The organism is Hymenobacter sediminis (genome assembly GCF_003231285.1).
Taxonomy (GTDB): domain Bacteria; phylum Bacteroidota; class Bacteroidia; order Cytophagales; family Hymenobacteraceae; genus Hymenobacter; species Hymenobacter sediminis.
The window spans coordinates 299,323-319,339 of record NZ_QKNS01000003.1 but is presented as its reverse complement, the minus strand read 5'-3'; the positions used below and the strand labels follow the sequence as shown (position 1 = coordinate 319,339).

Here is a 20,017-nt window from a genome sequence, read left to right as displayed (position 1 = left end):
CTGAAATGCTATTCGCCACCATTAAGGGCAGCGCGCACGTCGCGTACGGCCTGCACCACCGACAGCGGTACGGGCGCTTCGGGCTGCAGGAGCCTAAGCAGGCGCAGGTACTTAGCTCGGCCTTCGTTACGCATCAGGGGGGGCACTTCGTACACGAACACCTTGAACGGCTCCACCTTCTGCACTCCTATAAGCAGGAAGCGGTCGGCGTGCAGGGCATCGGCATAAAAGGCAGCTTGCCGGTCGTAATCATACTGGGTGCACTGCTCCACGAAGTGGTTATGGTCGCGGGCCATAGTGGTTTTAAAGTCCACGATGGTGTAGGGCTGACCGGGCTGGTTTACCACCAGGTCGGCGCGGAGCTTACAGAGCGTGCCCGTAACCGGCTCAGTGAAGATGCAGCTGGGCTCGGGCGTACCGGCTTCCAGCAGGGCATTCACCTCGGGGTTGAGCTTAACGCCGTCCACCATCCACCAAATCAGGGTGTCGTTGATGCCGGGCTGGCCGGGCTCGTACAGGTCGGGCTCCAGAATGGCAGTATGGAAGGCCGTGCCCAGGCCCAGGGCGCCGCCCACCGAATCGTGGGGACGGGGCGGACGGCCGTTCAGGGCATCACGCAGGCGGGAAAGGTCGGAATTGGCAATGGCCGGCAGCGCGCGGTAATCATCATAGGGAATGCGCAGGAGGTCGGGGCGGGCGGAGGTAGAAGTGGAATCAGTCACGCAGAAAGAACAGCGGAGCCCGCGAAAAGGCTCCGAAAAATGACAAAGCAGGGTTTGAATGAGGGAGTATAGGCATTTTTTGCCAGAACCGCCGCGCGAGCTCCCTCCTACCCTTCAACCCACAGGCAGGGGGTAGGAAGGGCGGAGATAAGAACTCTATACAACTGACCGCCATGCCGAGCCTCTGCCACATCAAGTAAAAAGCTGAAGAATAGACTTTCCTAGAACGTCATGTCGAGCTTGTCGAGACATCTCGCATGCTGACGTAGGGTTACGATTACAACATCAGCACGCAAGATGTCTCGACCAGCTCGACATGACGGCTACTTCGGTACCATCATCACTACTACAACGACTCCACGCGAAATGCTCCGGCGACGCATCTGTATGATGGTCAGGTAAAGCTTCCGAATAGCTTCTTAGCCGTTTGGGCGGGGCTGAAGCAGCTTGGCAATCAGGCCAGTCCAGCCGGTTTGGTGGCTGGCGCCCAGGCCCTGGCCGGTGTCGCCGTGGAAGTACTCGTGAAAGAGCAAGTAATCTTTGAAATTGGGGTCCGTTTGCTGCTGCTTGTCTGAGCCGAAACAAGGACGGCGGCCGTTTTCATCGCGCAAAAACAGCTTGGTAAGGCGCTCGGTAAGGGCCTGCGAAATTTCCAGCAGCGTGCTGTACTGGCCGGAGCCGGTAGGGTATTCCACCTTGAAATCGGGGCCGTAGTAATGGTAAAAGCGCTGCAGCGACTCCACCAGCAGGAAGTTCATGGGCATCCAGACGGGGCCGCGCCAGTTGCTGTTGCCCCCAAACAGGGAGGTAGTGGATTCGGCAGGCTCATAATGCACTACCTCTTTTGTGCCGTCAGCGTGCTCGAATAGGTAGGGATGCCGCAAATGATGACGAGACAACGCCCGTACGCCGTAATCCGACAGAAACTCGGCTTCGTCGAGGGCGCGGCGCAGCAGCAGCTTCATGCGGTGCCCACGCAGCAGGGAAAGCAGGTGGCTCTGGCCCTTACCCGGCTCCTGCCACCGCGAAACCATGTCGGCAAGCTGGGGCCGGTGGTTCAGAAACCAGTTTAGGCGGTACACAAAGCGGGGCATCTGCTGGAGCGTATCCTCATCGAGTACCTCCACGGCAAACATCGGAATCAGCCCTACGATGGAGCGGATGCGCAGGGGTAGGCGGCCGTGTTCGGTGGTGTTCAGCACATCGTAGTAGAAGCCGTCGTTCTCATCCCACATGTCAATCTTCTCGTCGGCCATGTTGGTCATGGCCTGCGCGATGTAGAGAAAGTGCTCGAAGAACTTGCTGGCCATGTCCTGATACACGGGGTTGGTTTTGGCCAATTCCAGGGCCATGCGCATCATGTTCAGGGCAAACATGGCCATCCAGGCGGTGCCGTCGGCCTGCTCGATGTAGGCCCCATCAGGCAGCGGAGCCGAGCGGTCGAACACCCCGATGTTATCCAGCCCCAGGAAGCCGCCCTCAAACACGTTGCGGTTGTTGCGGTCTTTGCGGTTTACCCACCAAGTAAAGTTGAGCAGCAGGCGGTGAAAGACGCTTTCCAGAAAGGCCGTATCGCCCTGGCCGCCGCGCTGCTTACGGTCTATTTTGTACACGCGCCAAGTGGCCCAGGCATGCACCGGCGGATTTACGTCTTCCAGCTTCCACTCATAGGCCGGCAACTGCCCATTGGGGTGCATGTACCAGTCCTGACACAGCAACTGCAGCTGATTTTTGGCGAAATCGACATCGACCATGGCCAGCGGCAGGCAATGGAAAGCCAGGTCCCAGGCCGCGTACCAGGGGTACTCCCACTTGTCGGGCATCGAGATGATGTCGGCGTTGTTGAGGTGGGGCCAGGTGTGGTTGCGCTGGTGCAGGCGGGCTTTGGGTGGCGGAGGCGAAGCCGGGTCGCCGCGCAGCCACTCGGCCACATCGTAGTAGTAGAACTGCTTGCTCCAGAGCATACCGGCCAGCGCCTGCCGCTGCACGTTGCGAGCATCAGCGTTATCGAGGCCAGTTTGCAGCTCCTGGTAAAACTCATCGGCCTCGGCCTTGCGCTGCTGCAGCAGGGTAGCAAAATCAGCGAAGGGCGCGGCCAAATCGGGGGCAGCCAGCCGCAGCCGCACCACCCGGCTTTCCTGGGCCGGTACGGTCAGCTGGTAATACGCAGCGGCACGGGTGCCCTCCAGGGCTGGGTTAACCGCCGCTTGGCTGCCGTGCAAGAGGTAGTCGTTGATGCCGTCTTTGCAGTACGGGCCCACGTTGGCACTGCCGTATAGGCGCTGGCGGTTGGTTTCGTTGTCGCAGAAGAGCAGTTTCGGGTGCTGGCCGCCGCTTTGCTCGCAGTAGAGCTGTAGGTCCGGCAGTTTTCGGTGCTCAACCTGAATGTGGCCGTCTTCTGTGGCCTTAAGCTGAGGCTTGTAGTCATCGTAGCCCCAGGCCCAGGTGTTGCGGAACCAGAGGTGGGGTAGCACATGCAGCGGCGCAGCCTGAGGGCCCCGGTTGTGCACCGTTATTTGCAGCAACAGGTCATCGGGGCCGGCTTTGGCGTACTCCAGAAAGATATCGAAGTAGCGGTTTTCGTGGAATATGGCCGTATCCGGCAGCTCGAACTCAGGCTTGCGGCGGTTGCGGCGCGCATTCTCCTGCACCAGCCACTCATAAGGGTAGGCGTGCTGCGGATACTTGTAGAGCATCCGCATGTAGGAGTGCGTGGGCGTGTTATCGAGGTAGTAATACAGCTCTTTCACGTCCTCGCCGTGGTTGCCCTCCGGTCCGCTCAGCCCAAACAGCCGCTCTTTCAGAATAGGGTCCTGCCCGTTCCAGAAGGCGGGGGCCAAGCACAGGAGCTGCTGAGTGTCACAGATGCCACCAATAGCGTCCTCGCCCCAACGGTAGGCCAGGCTACGGGCCATATCGTGGGTAGTGGCGGTCCAGGGTTGGCTGTCGGCGGAGTAGTCTTCGCGCACCGTGCCCCACTGCCGCTCCGATACGTAGGGCCCGAAGCGGTGCCAGTTTGCGTTGCCTTCCCGCGCCTGTTGCTGCCGTTGGTGTTCCTGGGTCATGTGAGGTAGCATGCCGGCCAGCCCACATCAGCCCACCGGAACCATAGAAACTGCGGATATGTGCCGCCATTGTGCCGGGGGTTACCACTGCCCCAGGGGGTAGGCAATGATGCTTCCGCCTCAGCCATTATCAGCGAAGCCTGGGTACAGGGTCATGCCACCGTCGGCGAAGATAGTGGTACCGGTTACATAGTCAGCCTCATCAGAAGCCAGCCATACGGCCACTTTCCCAATATCCTCGGTTTCCCCAATGCGGCCATACGGAATCAGGGTTAGCAGCTTCTCAGCCGCTTCGGGCGTTTCCCAGGCCTCGTTGTTGATGGGGGTTTTGATGGCGCCGGGCCCGATGCTGTTCACCCGAATTTTGTGCGGAGCCAGCTCCTGGGCCATGCTTTTCATTAGCTGCATGATGCCGCCCTTGCTGGTGGCGTAGTTGACGTGGCCGGCCCACGGAATTACCTCGTGCACGGAACTCATGCAGATGATTTTGCCGGTTGCCTTTGATATTTCCGGCTGCGGACCTCGGCGCACAAACTCGCGGGCGGCCTCGCGGGCACACAGAAACTGCCCGGTCAGGTTTACGTCAATTACCTTCTGCCACTGCTCTAGGGTCATTTCCAGAAAGGTGGCATCCTGCTGAATGCCGGAGTTGTTTACCAGAATGTGCAGGGTCTGAAACTGCTCCCGAATCTGGTTGAACATGGCCAGCACTTCTTCCTCTTTGCTGACGTCGGCCTTGATGGCAATGGCCTTGCCGCCGGCTTTTTCAATGTCGGCCACCACGGCCTTGGCATCGTCGGCGCCGTGCGCGTAGTTGACGATGACGGTAGCACCTTCCGCCGCCATGGCCTTGGCTACCCCCGTTCCAATGCCGGAGCTACCGCCCGTTACAAGGGCTACCTGATTCTGAAGACGCTGCGAAGTGGGAGTGTTTGCCATATAGCTCAAAGGAGAAAGTCAGTGGAACATCTTCCCTTCTAGACTGGCAAACGGCCGCTTTAGTTACACGAATGTTCGAGGGTAGGACGGCCACACTTAAGCTAGAGAGCTAGCTCCCCTCCTTGGATAAGGAGGGGTTGGGGTGGTTGATGGTGGAGGAACGAAGCTAGAGCTAAATGATATCAAACGATTATCAACCACCCCCAACCCCTCCTTATCCAAAGGAGGGGAGCTAGCTCTCTAGCTTTAGCTAAACGAAGCTCAGCTTACACTAACAAACATTCGTTTGCGTTAGTTAATACATTATCTTGCCACTTCTGCCACCCACCCAAGCCTTCCCACCATGCTGTTCAACCCTGATATGGAGCGCCTGCCGCTCCCGCAGTTGCGGGCTCTTCAAAACGCACGCCTGAAAGAGCAGGTGCAATATGTGTACCAGCGCGTTCCGTTTTACCGGCAGAAGTTCGATGGCTTAGGCATTACCCCTACCTCGTTCAAGGGCCTGGAAGACCTGGGCAAGCTGGGCTTCACCAAGAAAACTGACTTTCGCGACAACTACCCTTTCGGACTGTTTGCGGTGCCCCAGCCCGAGGTAGCGCGCCTGCACTGCTCCAGCGGTACCACTGGCAAAGCCACCGTGGTGGGCTACACGGCCGAAGACCTCCAGGTTTTTGCTGAGGTAGTGGCCCGCTCCCTGGCCGCCGCGGGCTGCCGGCCAGGCATGAAACTCCAGAACGCCTACGGCTACGGCCTGTTCACGGGCGGGTTGGGCATTCATTACGGGGCCGAAAAGCTGGGCCTTACGGTTATTCCGGTTTCGGGGGGTAGTACCGACCGGCAGCTGCAGCTCCTGCAGGACTTTCAGCCCGAAGTGCTGTGCGCTACCCCCTCCTACGCCCAGGTACTGGCCGAGGAGTTGAAGCGACGCGAAATCCCGCTGGAAGCCATCAACCTGCAGTACGCGGTGCTGGGCGCCGAGCCCTGGAGCGAGGCCATTCGGGGCCAGGTGCAGCAGGGACTAGGCGTGCAGGCCACTAACATCTACGGCCTCAGCGAGATTATGGGGCCGGGTGTGTCGCAGGAAGATGCGGACGAGCGGGGCACGGGCAGCTACATCTGGGAAGACCACTTCTACCCCGAAATAGTAAGCCAGGAAACCGGCGAGCCGGTGGCCGAGGGCGAATACGGCGTGTTGGTGCTTTCTACCCTCACCAAAAAAGCCATGCCCATTCTGCGCTACTGGACCGGCGACATCACCAACCTCACCTACGAGCATTCCCATAAGCGCACTCACGTAAAAATGGGTCCCATCCGCGGCCGTGCCGACGATATGCTGATCATCCGGGGCGTCAACTTTTTCCCGACCCAGGTGGAGGACATTATCAGCGGTATGGAGCAGGTGAGCCCGTATTACCAGGTAGTGGCCTCGCGCCGGGGTAGCCTGGATGAGGTAGAAGTAAGCGTAGAAATAGACGAGGCGCTGATGCGGGATTTGGGCCTGGACGCGCTAACCGACGAAGTAGTGCAACAGCACGACTGCCTGAAGACGCTGAAGGGTGCGTTTGCCAAGAAAATCAAAGACAACATCGGGCTCAGCATGAAGGTCACGCTGCTGGGTTTTGGCCAGCTGCCGCGTAGCGAAGGCGGCAAGTTGAGCCGGGTCAAAGATTTGCGCAATCTTTAGAAGGCCGTTCGCGTACGGCTACTGACCTCCTACCCCCCACCCATGATTACGACCCGCAAAACCAACAAGCGCCAGCTTATTCTGGAAGAAGCCGCCAAGCTGTTTAAGCAGAAAGGCTTCGGTGGCACCTCCATGCGCGACTTAGCCGGTGAGGTAGGCATCGAAGCGGCCAGCATGTACAACCACATCAAATCCAAGGATGAGATTCTGGAGTTGATCTGCTTCCGCGTGTCGAGCACCTACATTTCCCAGCTCGCCGAAATTGAAGCCACCAACGCGCCGTACGTTGAGAAAATCAAAGCCCTGATCAGCCTGCATATCCGCCTCATGATTGAGGATGGCGCGGCCGTTTCGGTAGCCAACCACGACTGGAAATACCTGCGCGAACCTGCCCTGACAGAGTTCAAGGACGCCCGCAAACAGTACGAGAAAGGCTTCGCGGCCCTTATCGAGCAGGGCATTGCCGCCGGCGAGTTTCAGCCCGTGAACGTGTCGGTAGCTTTGTTTACCATTCTTTCGGCGGTGCGCTGGGTGGAGCTGTGGTACCGCCCCGGTCGCGAGCTATCGGCCGAAGAGCTGGAAGCCAACATCATTACCATGCTCCTCACCGGGCTGGAGAAAAAGTGAGTTGCCCGTTGCCCGTTGTGAGTTACCGGAGCAAAACCGGCAACTCACAACGGGCAACGGGCAACTGATAACTGATAATCATGAGTCGTTTTCATAAAGTAAAAATCAAGAGCATCGTCCGCGAAACCCCGGATTGCGTGAGCGTGTCCCTCGATGTGCCCGCCGACCTGCGCGAGACGTTCAAGTTCACCCAGGGCCAGTACCTCACCTTCCGCCGCGAGCATGAGGGCGAAGAGCTGCGCCGCAGCTACTCCATCTGCAGCAGCCCCCTGGATAATGAGTGGCGCGTAGCCATCAAGAAGGTCCCGGAAGGCCGCTTCTCATCCTTGGCGGTAGAAAAGCTGCGGGTAGGCGAAGAGCTGGAGGTGATGCCGCCCATGGGCCACTTCTACACCGAGCTGCACCCGGAGCAGCAGAAGCTCTACGTGATGTTTGCGGCCGGTTCGGGCATCACGCCGGTTATGTCCATTATCAAAACGGTGCTCTTGACCGAGCCCAACAGCCGGGTGTACCTGATTTATGGCAACCGGGGGCGCAACTCCATCATCTTCAAGGAGGAGATTGAGGCTCTGAAAAACCGGTTCGTGGACCGCCTCAGCGTGTACCATATCCTTAGCCGCGAGCAAGGCGACACCGACCTGCTGTTTGGCCGCATCAATGCCGAAAAGGCCCGCCTGTTTCTGCAGAAAATTGTGCCCGCCCGCGAGATTGACGAGGCCTTTCTCTGCGGCCCCGAGGAGATGATTAATGATGTGAAGGATGTGCTGGCCGAGGCTGGGGTAGCCCCCGAGAAAATTCACTTCGAAATGTTTGGCTCCGCCGGTAGTGCTCAGCGTGCTGCCGCCCGCCAGGCCCAGCGCCCCGCTGGCCAGGATGACAAGCACAGCCAGGTAACCGTGCAACTGGAGGGCACCAAGCGCATCCTGGAAATGTCGTACTACGGCGACACCATTCTGGATGCCCTGCTGGAAACCGGCGCCGATGCCCCCTACTCCTGCAAAAACGGTATGTGCAGCACTTGCCGCTGCCGCGTAACGGTAGGCACCGTAGAAATGGATGTGAACTACTCTCTCTCCGATACCGAAGTGGCCAAAGGCTACGTCCTCTCCTGCCAGGCCCGCCCTACCTCGGAAAAGGTGGTTGTTGATTTTGACCAGTAAGCCACGATTGAAATGGATACTGGGAAGTTATGGACTGTCAAGAAGACTGTGTATGGAGCCCATAGCGAGGACTACATATTTATGGCTGGCCGCCTGATTATGAAGCGGTGGTATTTAAATGGTCAACGTTTAAGTAGCCGTATGTTCCACCATTATGAAGGCCTAACACAATTCACGTCTGAAGGCAGAAAACGTGATGCGGCTGTTTATGAGAGTTTCAGGTCTACTCAAGACAGGAGCGATTAGAACATTCATAGGACAAAGAATTCAGTAGTACAACCCAAACTTTTCTCTACATTTAACTAACGAATGTTAGTTAAGCTTTGTTAAAGAGGCATGGAAACGCTAGAACTCACCCAGGAAGAACAGTTTCAGGCCCGCATTGATGCAGATATGCGCATTGAGCCCAAGGATTGGATGCCCGATGCCTACCGCAAAACCCTGATCCGGCAGATTTCGCAGCACGCGCACTCCGAGCTGGTGGGCATGCTGCCCGAAGGCAACTGGATTACGCGGGCTCCTTCGCTCAAGCGCAAATCCATTCTGCTGGCTAAGGTGCAGGACGAAGCCGGCCACGGCCTCTACCTCTACTCCGCCGCCGAAACCCTGGGTGCCTCCCGCGACCAAATGCTGGCCGACCTACACTCGGGCAAAGCCAAGTATTCCAGCATTTTCAATTACCCTACCCTCAGTTGGGCCGACATGGGCTGCGTGGGCTGGCTGGTAGACGGGGCCGCCATCCTGAACCAGGTGCCCCTGTGCCGCACCTCCTACGGTCCCTATGCCCGCGCCATGGTGCGGGTGTGCAAGGAAGAAAGCTTCCACCAGCGCCAGGGCTTCGAAATCATGCAGACCCTGTGCGAGGGCTCGCCGGAACAGAAGGCTATGGCCCAGGAAGGCCTGAACCGCTGGTGGTGGCCCACCTTGATGATGTTCGGGCCCAAAGATTCCGAGTCGCCCAACACGGAGCAGTCGATGAAGTGGCGCATCAAGCGCTTCACCAACGACGAGCTGCGCCAGAAATTCGTGGACATGATGGTGCCCCAAGCCGAGTTCCTGGGCCTCACGGTGCCCGACCCCAACCTGAAATGGAACGAGGCCAAGCAGGGCTACGACTTCGGCGACGTAGACTGGGAAGAGTTCTGGAACGTGGTGAAGGGCAATGGCATGTGCAACCAGGAGCGCCTGCAGGCCCGCGTACAAGCCCACGAGGAAGGCGCCTGGGTGCGCGAAGCCGCCCTGGCCCACGCCGAAAAACGCAAGCAGCGCGAAGCCGCTAAAGCAGTAGCCGCCTAGCCTGTACCGATACCCGTTCTGCTGAGCTAGTTGAGGCATTTGGCTTGAAATGCCAAGTCCCCACCCACCTCTGGCTCGCGAGATGCTTCTGATACGCTCAGCAGAACGGATAATTTTCTGAGGGCTTTACTTCCCTACCCCCAACAAGCCCCTAAGACCCTAAAGAATCATGTCGCAAAAAGAATGGCCGCTGTGGGAAGTTTTCATCCGTAGCAAACAGGGCCTCGACCACAAACATGTAGGTAGCCTCCACGCCGCCGACGCCGAAATGGCCATCCAGAACGCCCGCGACGTGTACACACGCCGCTTGGAAGGCGTGAGCATCTGGGTGGTGGAGAGCAAGCACGTACATGCCTCTAACCCTGACGACGCAGCTGCTTTTTACGAGCCGGCCAACGATAAAATTTACCGCCATCCGACCTTTTACCAGGTGCCGGATTCCATCAAGCACATGTAACCGATGACGGATTCCCCGATGCCCGCGCAAGCCACTACGGCTCCTACCCCTGAAGTTCAGGCGAACCTGTTTCCTTTTGTGCTGCAACTGGCCGATACCAGCCTGATCCTGGCCCACCGCCTATCTGAGTGGTGCGGCCATGGCCCTATTCTGGAGCAGGACCTGGCCATGGCCAACATTGCCCTGGACTTGCTGGGTGAGGCCCGCAGCTACTATCAGTACGCCGCCGAGCTGGAAGGCAAAGGCCGCACCGAAGATGATTTGGCCTACCTGCGCAGCGCCGTGGAATACCGCAATCCGCTGCTGGTGGAGCAACCCAACGGCGACTTTGCCGGCACCATCGTACGGCAATTCATCTACGACTGCTTCCACTACCACCTGCTGTTGCAGCTGAAGTCGGGTCCGGACGCGCACCTAGCCGCTATTGCCGAGAAATCGGTGAAGGAAGCGGCCTATCATATCAAATGGAGCTCGGAGTGGGTGATCCGCCTGGGGGACGGCACTGAGGAAAGCCGCCGCCGCGTAGAGAAAGCCATTAACACCCTCTGGCGCTACGCTGGCGAGCTTACTACCCCCTCGGCTGCCGAAAAGGCCTTGCAAGCCGCCGGCCTCGTGCCCGACTACGCGGCCATTCAAGCGCAAGTGGATGCGCACGTAGCCCGCGTATTTGAGGAGGCAACGTTACCCGTGCCGCAAGGCGTGTTCATGCAGAAGGGCGGCAAAGACGGCCGCCACTCCGAGCATCTGGGCTACCTGCTAGCCGAGCTGCAATACCTGCAACGCACCTACCCCGGTTTACAATGGTAGAGCACGTAGCGGCACCAACCGAAGAGCACATCTGGCAAATGCTAGAGGAGGTTTCTGATCCGGAAGTGCCTGTGCTCAACATCCTGGACCTGGGCATCGTGCGCGCGGTGCGGGTAGAGGGCGAGGAGGTCTACGTCACTATCACGCCTACCTATTCCGGCTGCCCGGCCATGAACACCATTGCCACCGAAATCCGGCTGCGGCTGCTTTCGGAAGGCATTACCAAGCTGCACATCCACAACCAGCTTAGCCCGGCCTGGACCACCGACTGGATGAGCCAGGCGGGCCGGCAAAAGCTGGAGGCTTACGGCATTGCCCCGCCCGTAGATGGCACGGCCACTGGCCATATGCTCAACCTGTTCGGGGCTGATACGGCCGTGCGCTGTCCGCTTTGCAAGTCGGAGCACACGCATCTGGTCAGCCAGTTCGGCTCTACCGCCTGCAAAGCCCACTACCAGTGCGACGAGTGCCTAGAGCCCTTCGACTACTTCAAATGCCACGCTTAAGCTGATGTAAAAGGATAAGACCCTCATGTCGAGCTGGTCGAGACATCTCGCGTGCTGATGTTGGATTACTACCTCAACGACTTGAGCGAGATGTCTCGGCAAGCTCGACATGACAGCCAATTTTGTTTCTCCCACCCTACTACTCATGTCCGACTCTCCTTCCCTGCTTTTCTCCATTGATGGCGGCGTAGCCACCATCTGCTTTAACCGGCCCCAGGTTTTCAATAGTGTCAACAAAGAGGTGGCGCTGGCTTTGCAGCAGCACCTGCGCGAGTGCCAGCAGAACCCGGAAGTGCGGGCCGTGCTGCTCACGGGCACCGGCAAAGCCTTCTGCGCCGGTCAGGACCTAGCAGAAATTACCGGCCCTGAAAGCCCGGAAGTAGCGGAGATTGTGGAGAAGCTGTACAACCCCATTGTGGAGCTGATTCGGGGTTTGGAAAAGCCGGTAGTAGCGGCCGTGAACGGGGTAGCCGCCGGCGCGGGCGCCAATTTGGCCCTGGCCTGTGATATTGTGGTAGCGAAAGAATCGGCCTCGTTTATTCAGGCATTCAGCAAAATTGGGCTGATTCCCGACAGCGCCGGCACCTTCTTCCTGCCCCGCCTTATTGGCATGCAGCGCGCCTCGGCCCTCATGCTGACCGGCGACAAGGTTTCGGCCACGGAAGCCGTGCAGATGGGCATGATTTACAAGGTCTTCCCCGACGACGTGTTCGAGCAGGAAGCACAGGCGCTGGTTCGCAAACTGGCCGCCATGCCCACCAAAGGCTTGGCCTACACCAAACAGCTCCTGAATGTAACGTTCAGCAACGACCTGACCCAGCAGCTCCGCTACGAGGCCGACTTCCAGCTCCGCGCTGGCAACACTTCTGACTACCGCGAGGGGGTAGCGGCTTTCCTGGAAAAACGTCAACCTAGCTTCACGGGCCAATGATTATCGGTATCATCGGCAGCGGAGCCATGGGCGCCGGCATTGCCCAGGTAGTAGCCACCGCAGGCCACACCGTCCGCCTCCTCGACCAGAACACACAGGCCCTTCAGCGGGCCGGGCAGTCTATTCAAAACAACCTGAACAAGCTGGCGGAGAAAGGCAAGCTGACGGTTGAAGCTGCTGCAGAGGTATTCAACCGCCTGCACCTCACCGAAGACATTGGCACGTTCAACGACTGCGGCCTGGTGCTGGAAGCCATTGTGGAGGACTTGGGCGTGAAGCAGCAACTGTTTCGGGAGGTAGAAATGCTCGTGGCAGAGGACTGCATTCTGGCCAGCAATACCTCTTCCCTGTCTATTGCCTCCATTGCCGCCGCTTGTCAGAAGCCGGAGCGTTTTGTTGGGATTCACTTCTTCAACCCGGCTCCCCTTATGCAGTTGGTGGAGGTGATTCCGGCGGTGCAGACGCGCCCAGGATTAGCCGAACAGGTGCGCGACCTGGTGCAAAGCTGGGGCAAGCTGCCCGTACTAACCAAGGACACGCCCGGCTTCATCGTGAACCGCGTAGCGCGGCCCTTCTACGGCGAGGCTATCCGGATTCTGGAGGAGGGCATTGCCGATATAGCGACCATCGACTGTGCCATGACCGAGCTAGGCGGCTTCCGCATGGGTCCGTTTGCCCTCATGGACTTCATCGGGCACGATGTGAATTACCGCGTCACAGAGTCGGTGTTCACGTCGTTTTTCTTCGATCCGCGCTACAAGCCCAGCTTCACGCAGAAGCGCTTGTTCGAGGCCGGCTATTACGGCCGCAAGTCGGGCCGGGGTTTCTACAACTACGCCGAGGGAGCCGTGCAGCCCGAGCCGACCCGCGACGAAGCCCTGAGCCGCCGCATCCTGAACCGCGTGCTGGCTATGCTCATCAACGAAGCCGTAGACGCCTTGGCATTGAACGTGGCTTCTAAGCAGGACCTGGAGCTGGCCATGACCAAGGGCGTGAACTACCCCAAAGGTTTGCTGGCCTGGGCCGACGAGTTGGGCTTGCCCGCCGTGCTAACCACCCTCGACGAGCTCTACGACGAATACCACGAGGACCGGTACCGCGCCAGCGCCCTGCTGCGCCGCATGGTCCGCCAGAATCAGACCTTTTTCCAGCAGGAAACAGTCGCGCACGGCTAAACGAGCGGCGGTAGGCACTTGTACTTACAGCATTCCTTATGCCTCTTTTTCTTACTCTGCTGCTGTTTTTTGCTCAGGCAGACAGCAAGCCCGTCTACAATCGGGAAGAGTACCTGTCTAACCTGAAACGGGAATTTTTCAGGGGGGACTTCTGGGATATGCTCACTTATCCGAACAGCGGAAAGGGGTATTTCAGCTCAAAGGCCGAAGCTAGAAAGCTGGTCACCATCGTTCCTATTCCCGTTGTTGAGCCTACCGCGTCAAAAGCCGGCCTCAGCTTCAAGCAGGACCGCATGGCAGCATTCGTCCTGAAGAAGGGGAAGCTTATTGGAATTGTCACCTTTCAAAAAACCAACGCTGCCTGGTACGGGGGCTATGATGACGATTTACCCGTGAGCCAAAAGCTCTACGAGGCTTACACCCATAACAAGAGTGACTTTTATTCCAAATGCTCAACTATGTGTGGGTATATCCTTCTTAGAAACAACCACGAGTATAGCTGGAACCATGACACAAAATCCTTCGAGTGACCACCTCGCCGAAGCCGTGAAGGAGCGTATGCTCCAGAACGACGCCTTCAGCCGGCTGCTCGGCCTGGAAGTAGATGAAGTCGGGCCCGGCTATTGCCGCCTGCACTTCACGGTGCGCCCCGACATGCTCAACGGTTTCCAGGCCCTGCACGGCGGCGTCACGTTCTCGGCGGCCGATTCAGCGTTTGCCTTTGCCTGCAACAGCCACGGCCGCCAAAGCGTCGGCCTTACCGTCACCATCGACTATCTGGAAGCCGGCAAGCTCGGCGACGTGATTACCGTGGAAGCCCGGGAAGAAGGCCTCAAGCACAAAGTAGGCGTGTATCAGATTCGCGCCACCAACCAACACGGCGTGCTGCTCGCTCTATTCAAAGGCACGGCATACCGCACCAGCAACGAGATACTGTAAGAGTAGTCGCCTTTATAATAGTCTTGTCATCCTGAGCATGTGGCGAATCAAGCCAGGGACGAAGGACCTCTCCCGCCGGCTAATTAAAGAAGTTACCCTCTGTAGAGGTCCTTCGCAGGGCTCAGGATGACAAGCGGGCTGACAACTCACAAACTGATAACTGACATGAACCAAGCATATATCATCGACGGCATTCGGACGCCCATTGGCAATTTTGGGGGTACTTTGGCCGCTGTCCGCCCCGATGACATGGCGGCTCTGGTTATCCGGGAGCTGCTGCAGCGCAACACTTCCGCCGACCCGGCTGCCATTGCCGACGTGATTCTGGGCTGCGCCAACCAGGCCGGCGAAGACAACCGCAACGTGGCCCGCATGGCGCTGCTGCTGGCCGGCTTGCCTACCTCCGTACCCGGCGAAACCGTAAACCGCCTCTGTGCCTCGGGCCTTTCGGCCAGCATTGCTGCCGCCCGCGCCATCCAGAGCGGCGACGGAGACTTGTTCATCTCCGGGGGGGTAGAGAGCATGACCCGCGCGCCCTACGTCATGTCGAAGCCCAGCAAGGCCTTCGGTACCGATTCCAAAATGTACGATTCTAGCTTCGGGTGGCGCTTTGTCAACGATAAACTAGAGGACATGTACGGCACCGATGCCATGGGCGAAACGGCCGAAAACCTGGTGGATCAGTACCATATCAGCCGCGAAGACCAGGACCAGTTTGCCTACGAATCGCACCAGCGCGCCGGCCGGGCCCGCGACTCCGGCCGCTTCGCCGAGGAAATCGTGCCCGTGGCTATTCCGCAACGCAAGGGCGAGCCGGTGCTGTTTTCAGAGGATGAGTTCATCAAATCGAACACTACCCTGGAGGGCCTGGCTAAGCTCCGGCCTGCGTTCCGGAAGAACGGCTCCGTGACGGCCGGCAACTCCTCGGGCCTGAATGATGGCGCGGCGGCTTTGCTGCTGGCTTCGGAAGACGGCATTCGGCAGCACAATCTCACGCCCCGGGCCCGCATCGTGAGCATGGGGGTAGCAGGCGTGGAGCCGCGCACCATGGGCATCGGCCCGGTGCCGGCCTCGCAGCAGGCCCTGAAAAAGGCCGGCCTCACCCTCGACCAAATCGATTTGATTGAGTTCAACGAGGCCTTTGCCGCTCAAACGCTAGCCTGCATCCGTGGGCTAGGCCTGGAAGGCAACGACCCGCGCATCAACCCCAACGGCGGCGCCATTGCTCTGGGCCACCCGCTGGGCATGAGCGGAGCCCGCATCCTAAACACGGCCGCCCTGGAGCTGCACAAGCAAAACAAGCGCTATGCCCTTATCACGATGTGCGTGGGGGTAGGCCAGGGCTATGCGGCTATCATCGAGAAGGTATGATTTACTCGTTTAACGGTATTGTTCCGGTAGTGCATGAGTCGGCGTTTGTGCACCCGCAGGCCGTCGTGACGGGCAACGTTATCATTGGCCGCAACGTGTACATTGGGCCCGGCGCGGCCATTCGCGGCGACTGGGGTCAGATTATCATTGAGGATAATTGCAACGTGCAGGAAAACTGCACCGTGCACATGTTCCCCGGCACCACCACCCGGCTCAAGGAAATGGCCCATATTGGCCACGGCGCCATTATTCACGGCGCCACCGTGGGCCGCAACGTGCTGGTGGGCATGAACGCCGTACTCATGGACCGGGTGGAAATCGGCGACGAAAGCATCATCGGGGCTTTGAGCTTTATCAAGGCCGATGAGGTGATTCCGCCGCGCAGTCTGGTGGTAGGCAATCCGCACAAAATCATCCGGCAGGTAAGCGACGAGATGCTGGCCTGGAAAACGGAAGGCACCCACATCTATATGCAGCTGCCCGCCGACCTGCACGCCACCCTACAGCCCTGCGAGCCTCTGCGCGAGGTGCCCGCCGACCGGCAGGTGCAGCAAGGCAGCTACCAAACCTGGGCTGAGCGCAAAGTGGGTGAGTAGTCTTAGAAACCTAAAAGAACGTCATGCTGAGCGCAGCCGAAGCATCCCTACCGCTTCATTTGGCATTTTAAAGCACTACTAATACTTATGAGCAAAACAGAAAGTCCAGCCATCAGCCGAATAATCAATGCTGAAATCGTGCGTGAGCACTTTGGCTACTGGCCCGACTTTCATGATGCTGAAATCACCAAGGTGACCTTTGAAGCTCATCCGGGTTTTTGGCCCTCAGCTACGTTTGTAATAGCCATTTCCGAGCCGACAAAGCATGGTGATGTAGAACTAAAGTTCACAGGCATACAGGAAATGACATTTGACTACTTCAGCCACCAAAACGTCATTTTTGAACTCACATTCCAAGAAGTTGGAAGCAACATTGAATGCACGTTCGATTCCTCTGTTGGACTAGATGCATCTATCGTCGCTGAGGAAGTACTGGTGCTGCGCTTAACCCCTACGAACGGGTAGCAATCCGTCTCCCCTCTCCTACCCCTCACTCCCTCCCAAACCTCCTACTTTCCTACCCCCCCATATGACTCCCATCCTCGAAAACTACGCGTTGGGCCGCTGGATGCCCGGCACGGGCGAACAGCACGAGCTACACGACGCTTCTACCGGCGAGGTCATTGCCATTGCCAACGGCGAAGGCCTGGACTTTGCCGCCATGCTCGACTACGCCCGCCGTACCGGCAACCCGGCCCTGCGCAAAATGACGTTCCATGAGCGGGGCCGCATGATTAAGGCCCTGGCTCTGCACCTCGACAGCAAGAAAGAGGACTTCTATACTCTCAGCTACCGTAGCGGCGCTACCCGCGCCGACTCCTGGATTGACATTGAGGGCGGCATCGGCAACCTGTTCGCCAACGCCTCGCTCCGGCGCAAATTCCCGGATAAGCCGTTCTACGTGGAGTCGGACCCGATTGCGCTGTCGAAGGCGGGCAACTTCATGGGCCACCACATTATGGTGCCCAAGGAAGGCGTGGCCGTGCACATCAACGCCTACAACTTCCCCATCTGGGGCATGCTGGAGAAGATTGCCGTGAACTTGCTGGCCGGGATGCCCGCCATCATTAAGCCGGCCGTGCCCACCGCCTACCTCACCGAGGCTGTGGTACGCGAAATCATTGCTTCCAAAATTCTGCCCGAAGGGGCGCTGCAGCTGGTGTGCGGCACCGGCCAGGGCATTCTGGACCACGTAACCTACCAGGATGTGGTGACCTTCACGGGCTCAGCAGAAACCGGCCGGAAGCTGCGGGCCCACCCGCGCATTATTGCCGAAGCCGTACCCTTTACGATGGAAGCCGACTCGCTAAACGCGGCCGTGCTGGGGCCCGATGCCGTGCCAGGCACCGTGGAGTTCGACTTGTTTATCAAGGAAATCCGGAAGGAAATGACGGCCAAAGCCGGGCAGAAATGCACGGCCATCCGCCGGGCCATTGTGCCGGAAAACCTGCTCGAAGACGTGCAAATTGCGCTTGGCAAGGCATTGGGGCAAACCACCGTCGGGCACCCGCAGGCGGAGGGCGTGCGCATGGGCGCCCTCGTGAACATGACCCAGGCCAACCGGGTGCGGCAGCAGGTGCGCGAGCTGGCCAAGAACACCCCCATCGTGTACGGCGACCTGGACAACGTGCAAGTGATTGGGGGCGACTGCAAAACCGGCGCCTTCATGTCGCCGATTGTGTTGCTGAACTCTGAGCCGTTCAAGTTCACCGACTCCCACGAGGTTGAAGCCTTCGGGCCGGTTGCTACCCTCATGCCTTACAAAAACCTCGACGAGGCCATTACGCTCTCGAACATGGGGAAAGGCTCTCTGGTATGTTCCGTGGCAACCAACAACCTACATACGGCCCAGGAGTTTGTGCTGGGCGCGGCCACGCACCACGGCCGCATCTTGGTCATCAATGAGGAGGTAGCCAAGGAAAGCACCGGCCACGGCTCGCCCCTACCCCTGCTCATCCACGGAGGCCCTGGCCGCGCCGGTGGCGGGCAGGAAATGGGGGGTATGCGCGGAGTGGAGCACTTCATGCAGCGCGTGGCCATTCAGGGTTCACCGACTATGATTACGGCCATTACAGAGGTGTATCAGCCCAAAGCCAAGCAAACGGAACGCGACAAACATCCTTTTCAGCACTACTTCGAGGAGCTGGAAATCGGCCAGACCTATACCACGCACCGCCACACCGTCACAGAGTCCGACATTACCAACTTCGCTCAGGTTTCCGGCGACAATTTCTACGCTCACGTCGATGCCACTTCCCTGGAGGGCACGCTGTTCACGGGCCGCGTGGCCCACGGCTATTACATCTTGAGTAAGGCCGCCGGCATGTTCGTGGACCCGCGCAAGGGCCCGGTGCTACTGAACTACGGCCTTGATGAATGCCGCTTTACCAAGCCGGTGTACCCAGGCATGACCATCGGGGTGAAGCTCACGGTAAAAGAGAAAATCGGCCAGGAAAAGCGCGACGCCGAGGACGTAGCGAAGGGCATTGTGCGCTGGCTGGTGGATGTATCCGACGAAACCGGCGAAACCGTAGCCGTAGCCACCATTCTAACCATGGTAAAGAAAAAGGATCAAGCGTAAATCTAAATCATCTGTCATCCTGAGCCCAAGCGAAGGACCTCTACCGCTGACTAGCTCACTGGCTGCCAACGAAGCCAGTAGAGGTCCTTCGCTTGGGCTCAGGATGACAAGTAGTATTCCCACATGCAAACAGGAACCGTTACTACCCATACTTCCTCGGAAGGCATTGCTACCATCAGCTTCTTCCACCCTAGCCACAACTCCCTGCCCGGCGCGCTGCTGACCCAACTAGCTGACACGATTACACGGGTAGGCCAAGAGGAAAGCACGAAAGTCATCATCCTGAAAAGCGAAGGCGCCAAGACCTTCTGCGCAGGTGCCAGCTTTGATGAGCTGATGGCTATTGAGAACGAGACACAAGGGCTGGAATTCTTCTCGGGCTTTGCGAAGGTGATTAACGCCTGCAGGACTTCACCCAAAATCATCATTGGTCGGGTGCAGGGTAAAGCCATTGGCGGCGGCGTAGGGGTAGCCGCTTCTACTGACTACTGCTTTGCTACCTCCCAGGCCAGTGTTAAGCTCAGTGAACTGGTAGTAGGCATCGGTCCGTTTGTGGTTGGTCCGGCCGTGGAGCGCAAGATTGGTAATGCTGCCTTTGCCCAATTGGCCTTGGACGCAGCCGAATTCCGCTCGGCAGCATGGGCAAAGGAAAAAGGACTGTACGCCGAGGTGCTGGAAACCGAAGAAGCCCTCAACGACGCCGTGCTGGCCTTTGCCACCAAGCTCGCCGCCTATAATCCCGAAGCCCTGACGGCCCTGAAGCGCGTTATCTGGGCAGGCACGGAGCATTGGGGCCAACTCCTGGTAGAACGCGCCGGCATCAGTGGCCGACTGGTATTGTCAGACTTCACCCGGAAGGCTATCCAGCAGTTTAAGAGCAAATAACTCTATGTATTTCTGATACGGGCTGACGCTACTATCGGCTCGTATTAGGTGCCCTACCCCCGTCTTGAAAGCAAAAGCCCCCGGCTGCGAGTGCAACCGGGGGCTTTCTGTGGTGATTCCGCTGGGATTCGAACCCAGGACCCATACATTAAAAGTGTATTGCTCTACCAGCTGAGCTACAGAATCGTTTCCTTTCCGAAGCGCGGCGCTTTCTGGAAGGGAGTGCAAAAGTAGAGGAGCCTCGGGACATGTGCAACTTCAACACGTACTTTTCAC

Annotated in this window: 19 protein-coding genes and 1 tRNA gene; 16 read left to right on the top strand and 4 right to left on the bottom strand. The window is 58.5% G+C overall.

Annotated elements, in window-relative coordinates:
• Positions 1-8 precede the first annotated feature (8 nt).
• From DNI29_RS10470 to DNI29_RS10460, 3 genes are all read right to left on the bottom strand, one after another.
• The gene (locus DNI29_RS10470) at positions 9-722 is read right to left on the bottom strand and encodes a PD-(D/E)XK nuclease-like domain-containing protein (RefSeq protein ID WP_110978052.1); all 714 of its coding nucleotides are present in this window, start codon (positions 720-722) and stop codon (positions 9-11) included.
• A gap of 419 nt (positions 723-1,141) precedes the next feature.
• Positions 1,142-3,787, bottom strand: a complete 2,646-nt coding sequence (locus DNI29_RS10465) for an MGH1-like glycoside hydrolase domain-containing protein (protein WP_110978051.1) — start codon at positions 3,785-3,787, stop codon at positions 1,142-1,144.
• A 120-nt stretch (positions 3,788-3,907) separates the two neighbouring features.
• The gene (locus tag DNI29_RS10460; RefSeq protein WP_110978050.1) at positions 3,908-4,726 is read right to left on the bottom strand and encodes an SDR family oxidoreductase; all 819 of its coding nucleotides are present in this window, start codon (positions 4,724-4,726) and stop codon (positions 3,908-3,910) included.
• Between the two features lie 343 nt (positions 4,727-5,069).
• Here DNI29_RS10460 and DNI29_RS10455 point away from each other — a divergent pair, with 343 nt between their 5' ends.
• The 16 genes from DNI29_RS10455 (at position 5,070) to DNI29_RS10380 (ending at position 19,741) form a co-directional block, all read left to right on the top strand.
• Positions 5,070-6,410, top strand: a complete 1,341-nt coding sequence (locus DNI29_RS10455) for a phenylacetate--CoA ligase family protein (protein WP_110978049.1) — start codon at positions 5,070-5,072, stop codon at positions 6,408-6,410.
• A 42-nt stretch (positions 6,411-6,452) separates the two neighbouring features.
• Entirely contained in the window at positions 6,453-7,037 is a 585-nt protein-coding gene (locus DNI29_RS10450; RefSeq protein WP_110978048.1) for a TetR/AcrR family transcriptional regulator, read from the top strand.
• An 80-nt stretch (positions 7,038-7,117) separates the two neighbouring features.
• Positions 7,118-8,197 carry a 1,2-phenylacetyl-CoA epoxidase subunit PaaE gene (gene paaE / locus DNI29_RS10445; protein ID WP_110978047.1) on the top strand — a complete coding sequence of 360 codons (1,080 nt, stop codon included), beginning with the start codon at positions 7,118-7,120 and terminating at the stop codon, positions 8,195-8,197.
• A gap of 336 nt (positions 8,198-8,533) precedes the next feature.
• Complete coding sequence (gene paaA, locus DNI29_RS10440; protein WP_110978046.1) at positions 8,534-9,493, top strand: 1,2-phenylacetyl-CoA epoxidase subunit PaaA; 960 nt, start codon at positions 8,534-8,536, stop codon at positions 9,491-9,493.
• 169 nt (positions 9,494-9,662) lie between these two features.
• Complete coding sequence (gene paaB, locus DNI29_RS10435) at positions 9,663-9,950, top strand: 1,2-phenylacetyl-CoA epoxidase subunit PaaB (RefSeq protein ID WP_110978045.1); 288 nt, start codon at positions 9,663-9,665, stop codon at positions 9,948-9,950.
• A 3-nt stretch (positions 9,951-9,953) separates the two neighbouring features.
• Positions 9,954-10,757 (top strand): 1,2-phenylacetyl-CoA epoxidase subunit PaaC, encoded by an 804-nt coding sequence (gene paaC / locus DNI29_RS10430; RefSeq protein WP_202910424.1) that lies wholly within the window; start codon positions 9,954-9,956, stop codon positions 10,755-10,757.
• Complete coding sequence (paaD, locus tag DNI29_RS10425) at positions 10,751-11,263, top strand: 1,2-phenylacetyl-CoA epoxidase subunit PaaD (RefSeq protein ID WP_110978044.1); 513 nt, start codon at positions 10,751-10,753, stop codon at positions 11,261-11,263. The genes paaC and paaD overlap by 7 nt, the downstream gene beginning before the upstream one ends.
• 145 nt (positions 11,264-11,408) lie before the next feature.
• The gene (locus DNI29_RS10420) at positions 11,409-12,194 is read left to right on the top strand and encodes an enoyl-CoA hydratase-related protein (protein WP_110978043.1); all 786 of its coding nucleotides are present in this window, start codon (positions 11,409-11,411) and stop codon (positions 12,192-12,194) included.
• The gene (locus DNI29_RS10415) at positions 12,191-13,369 is read left to right on the top strand and encodes a 3-hydroxyacyl-CoA dehydrogenase NAD-binding domain-containing protein (RefSeq protein ID WP_110978042.1); all 1,179 of its coding nucleotides are present in this window, start codon (positions 12,191-12,193) and stop codon (positions 13,367-13,369) included. The genes DNI29_RS10420 and DNI29_RS10415 overlap by 4 nt, the downstream gene beginning before the upstream one ends.
• Before the next feature lie 38 nt (positions 13,370-13,407).
• Positions 13,408-13,899: a hypothetical protein gene (locus DNI29_RS10410; protein ID WP_110978041.1), complete on the top strand. Its 492-nt coding sequence runs from the start codon at positions 13,408-13,410 to the stop codon at positions 13,897-13,899.
• The gene (gene paaI, locus DNI29_RS10405) at positions 13,877-14,308 is read left to right on the top strand and encodes a hydroxyphenylacetyl-CoA thioesterase PaaI (protein ID WP_110978040.1); all 432 of its coding nucleotides are present in this window, start codon (positions 13,877-13,879) and stop codon (positions 14,306-14,308) included. The genes DNI29_RS10410 and paaI overlap by 23 nt, the downstream gene beginning before the upstream one ends.
• Positions 14,309-14,473: 165 nt before the next feature.
• Entirely contained in the window at positions 14,474-15,679 is a 1,206-nt protein-coding gene (pcaF, locus tag DNI29_RS10400) for a 3-oxoadipyl-CoA thiolase (RefSeq protein WP_110978039.1), read from the top strand.
• A complete protein-coding gene (locus DNI29_RS10395) occupies positions 15,676-16,275 on the top strand; it encodes an acyltransferase (RefSeq protein ID WP_110978038.1) in 600 nt (199 codons plus the stop codon). Before pcaF ends, DNI29_RS10395 begins: the two co-directional genes overlap by 4 nt.
• An 87-nt stretch (positions 16,276-16,362) precedes the next feature.
• Positions 16,363-16,740, top strand: a complete 378-nt coding sequence (locus DNI29_RS10390; RefSeq protein ID WP_110978037.1) for an Imm50 family immunity protein — start codon at positions 16,363-16,365, stop codon at positions 16,738-16,740.
• 64 nt (positions 16,741-16,804) lie between these two features.
• Complete coding sequence (gene paaZ, locus DNI29_RS10385; protein ID WP_110978036.1) at positions 16,805-18,856, top strand: phenylacetic acid degradation bifunctional protein PaaZ; 2,052 nt, start codon at positions 16,805-16,807, stop codon at positions 18,854-18,856.
• Between the two features lie 123 nt (positions 18,857-18,979).
• Positions 18,980-19,741: an enoyl-CoA hydratase/isomerase family protein gene (locus tag DNI29_RS10380; protein WP_110978035.1), complete on the top strand. Its 762-nt coding sequence runs from the start codon at positions 18,980-18,982 to the stop codon at positions 19,739-19,741.
• 110 nt (positions 19,742-19,851) lie between these two features.
• Here DNI29_RS10380 and DNI29_RS10375 read toward each other — a convergent pair.
• A tRNA-Lys gene (locus DNI29_RS10375) sits at positions 19,852-19,927 on the bottom strand.
• Positions 19,928-20,017: the final 90 nt, after the last annotated feature.

Bases quoted from the DNA above. Each gene is read 5' to 3' on its own strand.
- DNI29_RS10460 (WP_110978050.1), bottom strand. From the start codon at position 4,726: ATGGCAAACACTCCCACTTCGCAGCGTCTTCAGAATCAGGTAGCCCTT.
- DNI29_RS10410 (WP_110978041.1), top strand. From the start codon at position 13,408: ATGCCTCTTTTTCTTACTCTGCTGCTGTTTTTTGCTCAGGCAGACAGC.
- paaA (WP_110978046.1), top strand. From the start codon at position 8,534: ATGGAAACGCTAGAACTCACCCAGGAAGAACAGTTTCAGGCCCGCATT.
- DNI29_RS10395 (WP_110978038.1), top strand. From the start codon at position 15,676: ATGATTTACTCGTTTAACGGTATTGTTCCGGTAGTGCATGAGTCGGCG.
- paaI (WP_110978040.1), top strand. From the start codon at position 13,877: ATGACACAAAATCCTTCGAGTGACCACCTCGCCGAAGCCGTGAAGGAG.
- paaZ (WP_110978036.1), top strand. From the start codon at position 16,805: ATGACTCCCATCCTCGAAAACTACGCGTTGGGCCGCTGGATGCCCGGC.
- DNI29_RS10465 (WP_110978051.1), bottom strand. From the start codon at position 3,787: ATGACCCAGGAACACCAACGGCAGCAACAGGCGCGGGAAGGCAACGCA.
- DNI29_RS10455 (WP_110978049.1), top strand. From the start codon at position 5,070: ATGCTGTTCAACCCTGATATGGAGCGCCTGCCGCTCCCGCAGTTGCGG.
- DNI29_RS10390 (WP_110978037.1), top strand. From the start codon at position 16,363: ATGAGCAAAACAGAAAGTCCAGCCATCAGCCGAATAATCAATGCTGAA.
- DNI29_RS10380 (WP_110978035.1), top strand. From the start codon at position 18,980: ATGCAAACAGGAACCGTTACTACCCATACTTCCTCGGAAGGCATTGCT.
- paaE (WP_110978047.1), top strand. From the start codon at position 7,118: ATGAGTCGTTTTCATAAAGTAAAAATCAAGAGCATCGTCCGCGAAACC.
- DNI29_RS10450 (WP_110978048.1), top strand. From the start codon at position 6,453: ATGATTACGACCCGCAAAACCAACAAGCGCCAGCTTATTCTGGAAGAA.
- paaB (WP_110978045.1), top strand. From the start codon at position 9,663: ATGTCGCAAAAAGAATGGCCGCTGTGGGAAGTTTTCATCCGTAGCAAA.
- paaD (WP_110978044.1), top strand. From the start codon at position 10,751: ATGGTAGAGCACGTAGCGGCACCAACCGAAGAGCACATCTGGCAAATG.
- paaC (WP_202910424.1), top strand. From the start codon at position 9,954: ATGACGGATTCCCCGATGCCCGCGCAAGCCACTACGGCTCCTACCCCT.
- DNI29_RS10420 (WP_110978043.1), top strand. From the start codon at position 11,409: ATGTCCGACTCTCCTTCCCTGCTTTTCTCCATTGATGGCGGCGTAGCC.
- DNI29_RS10415 (WP_110978042.1), top strand. From the start codon at position 12,191: ATGATTATCGGTATCATCGGCAGCGGAGCCATGGGCGCCGGCATTGCC.
- pcaF (WP_110978039.1), top strand. From the start codon at position 14,474: ATGAACCAAGCATATATCATCGACGGCATTCGGACGCCCATTGGCAAT.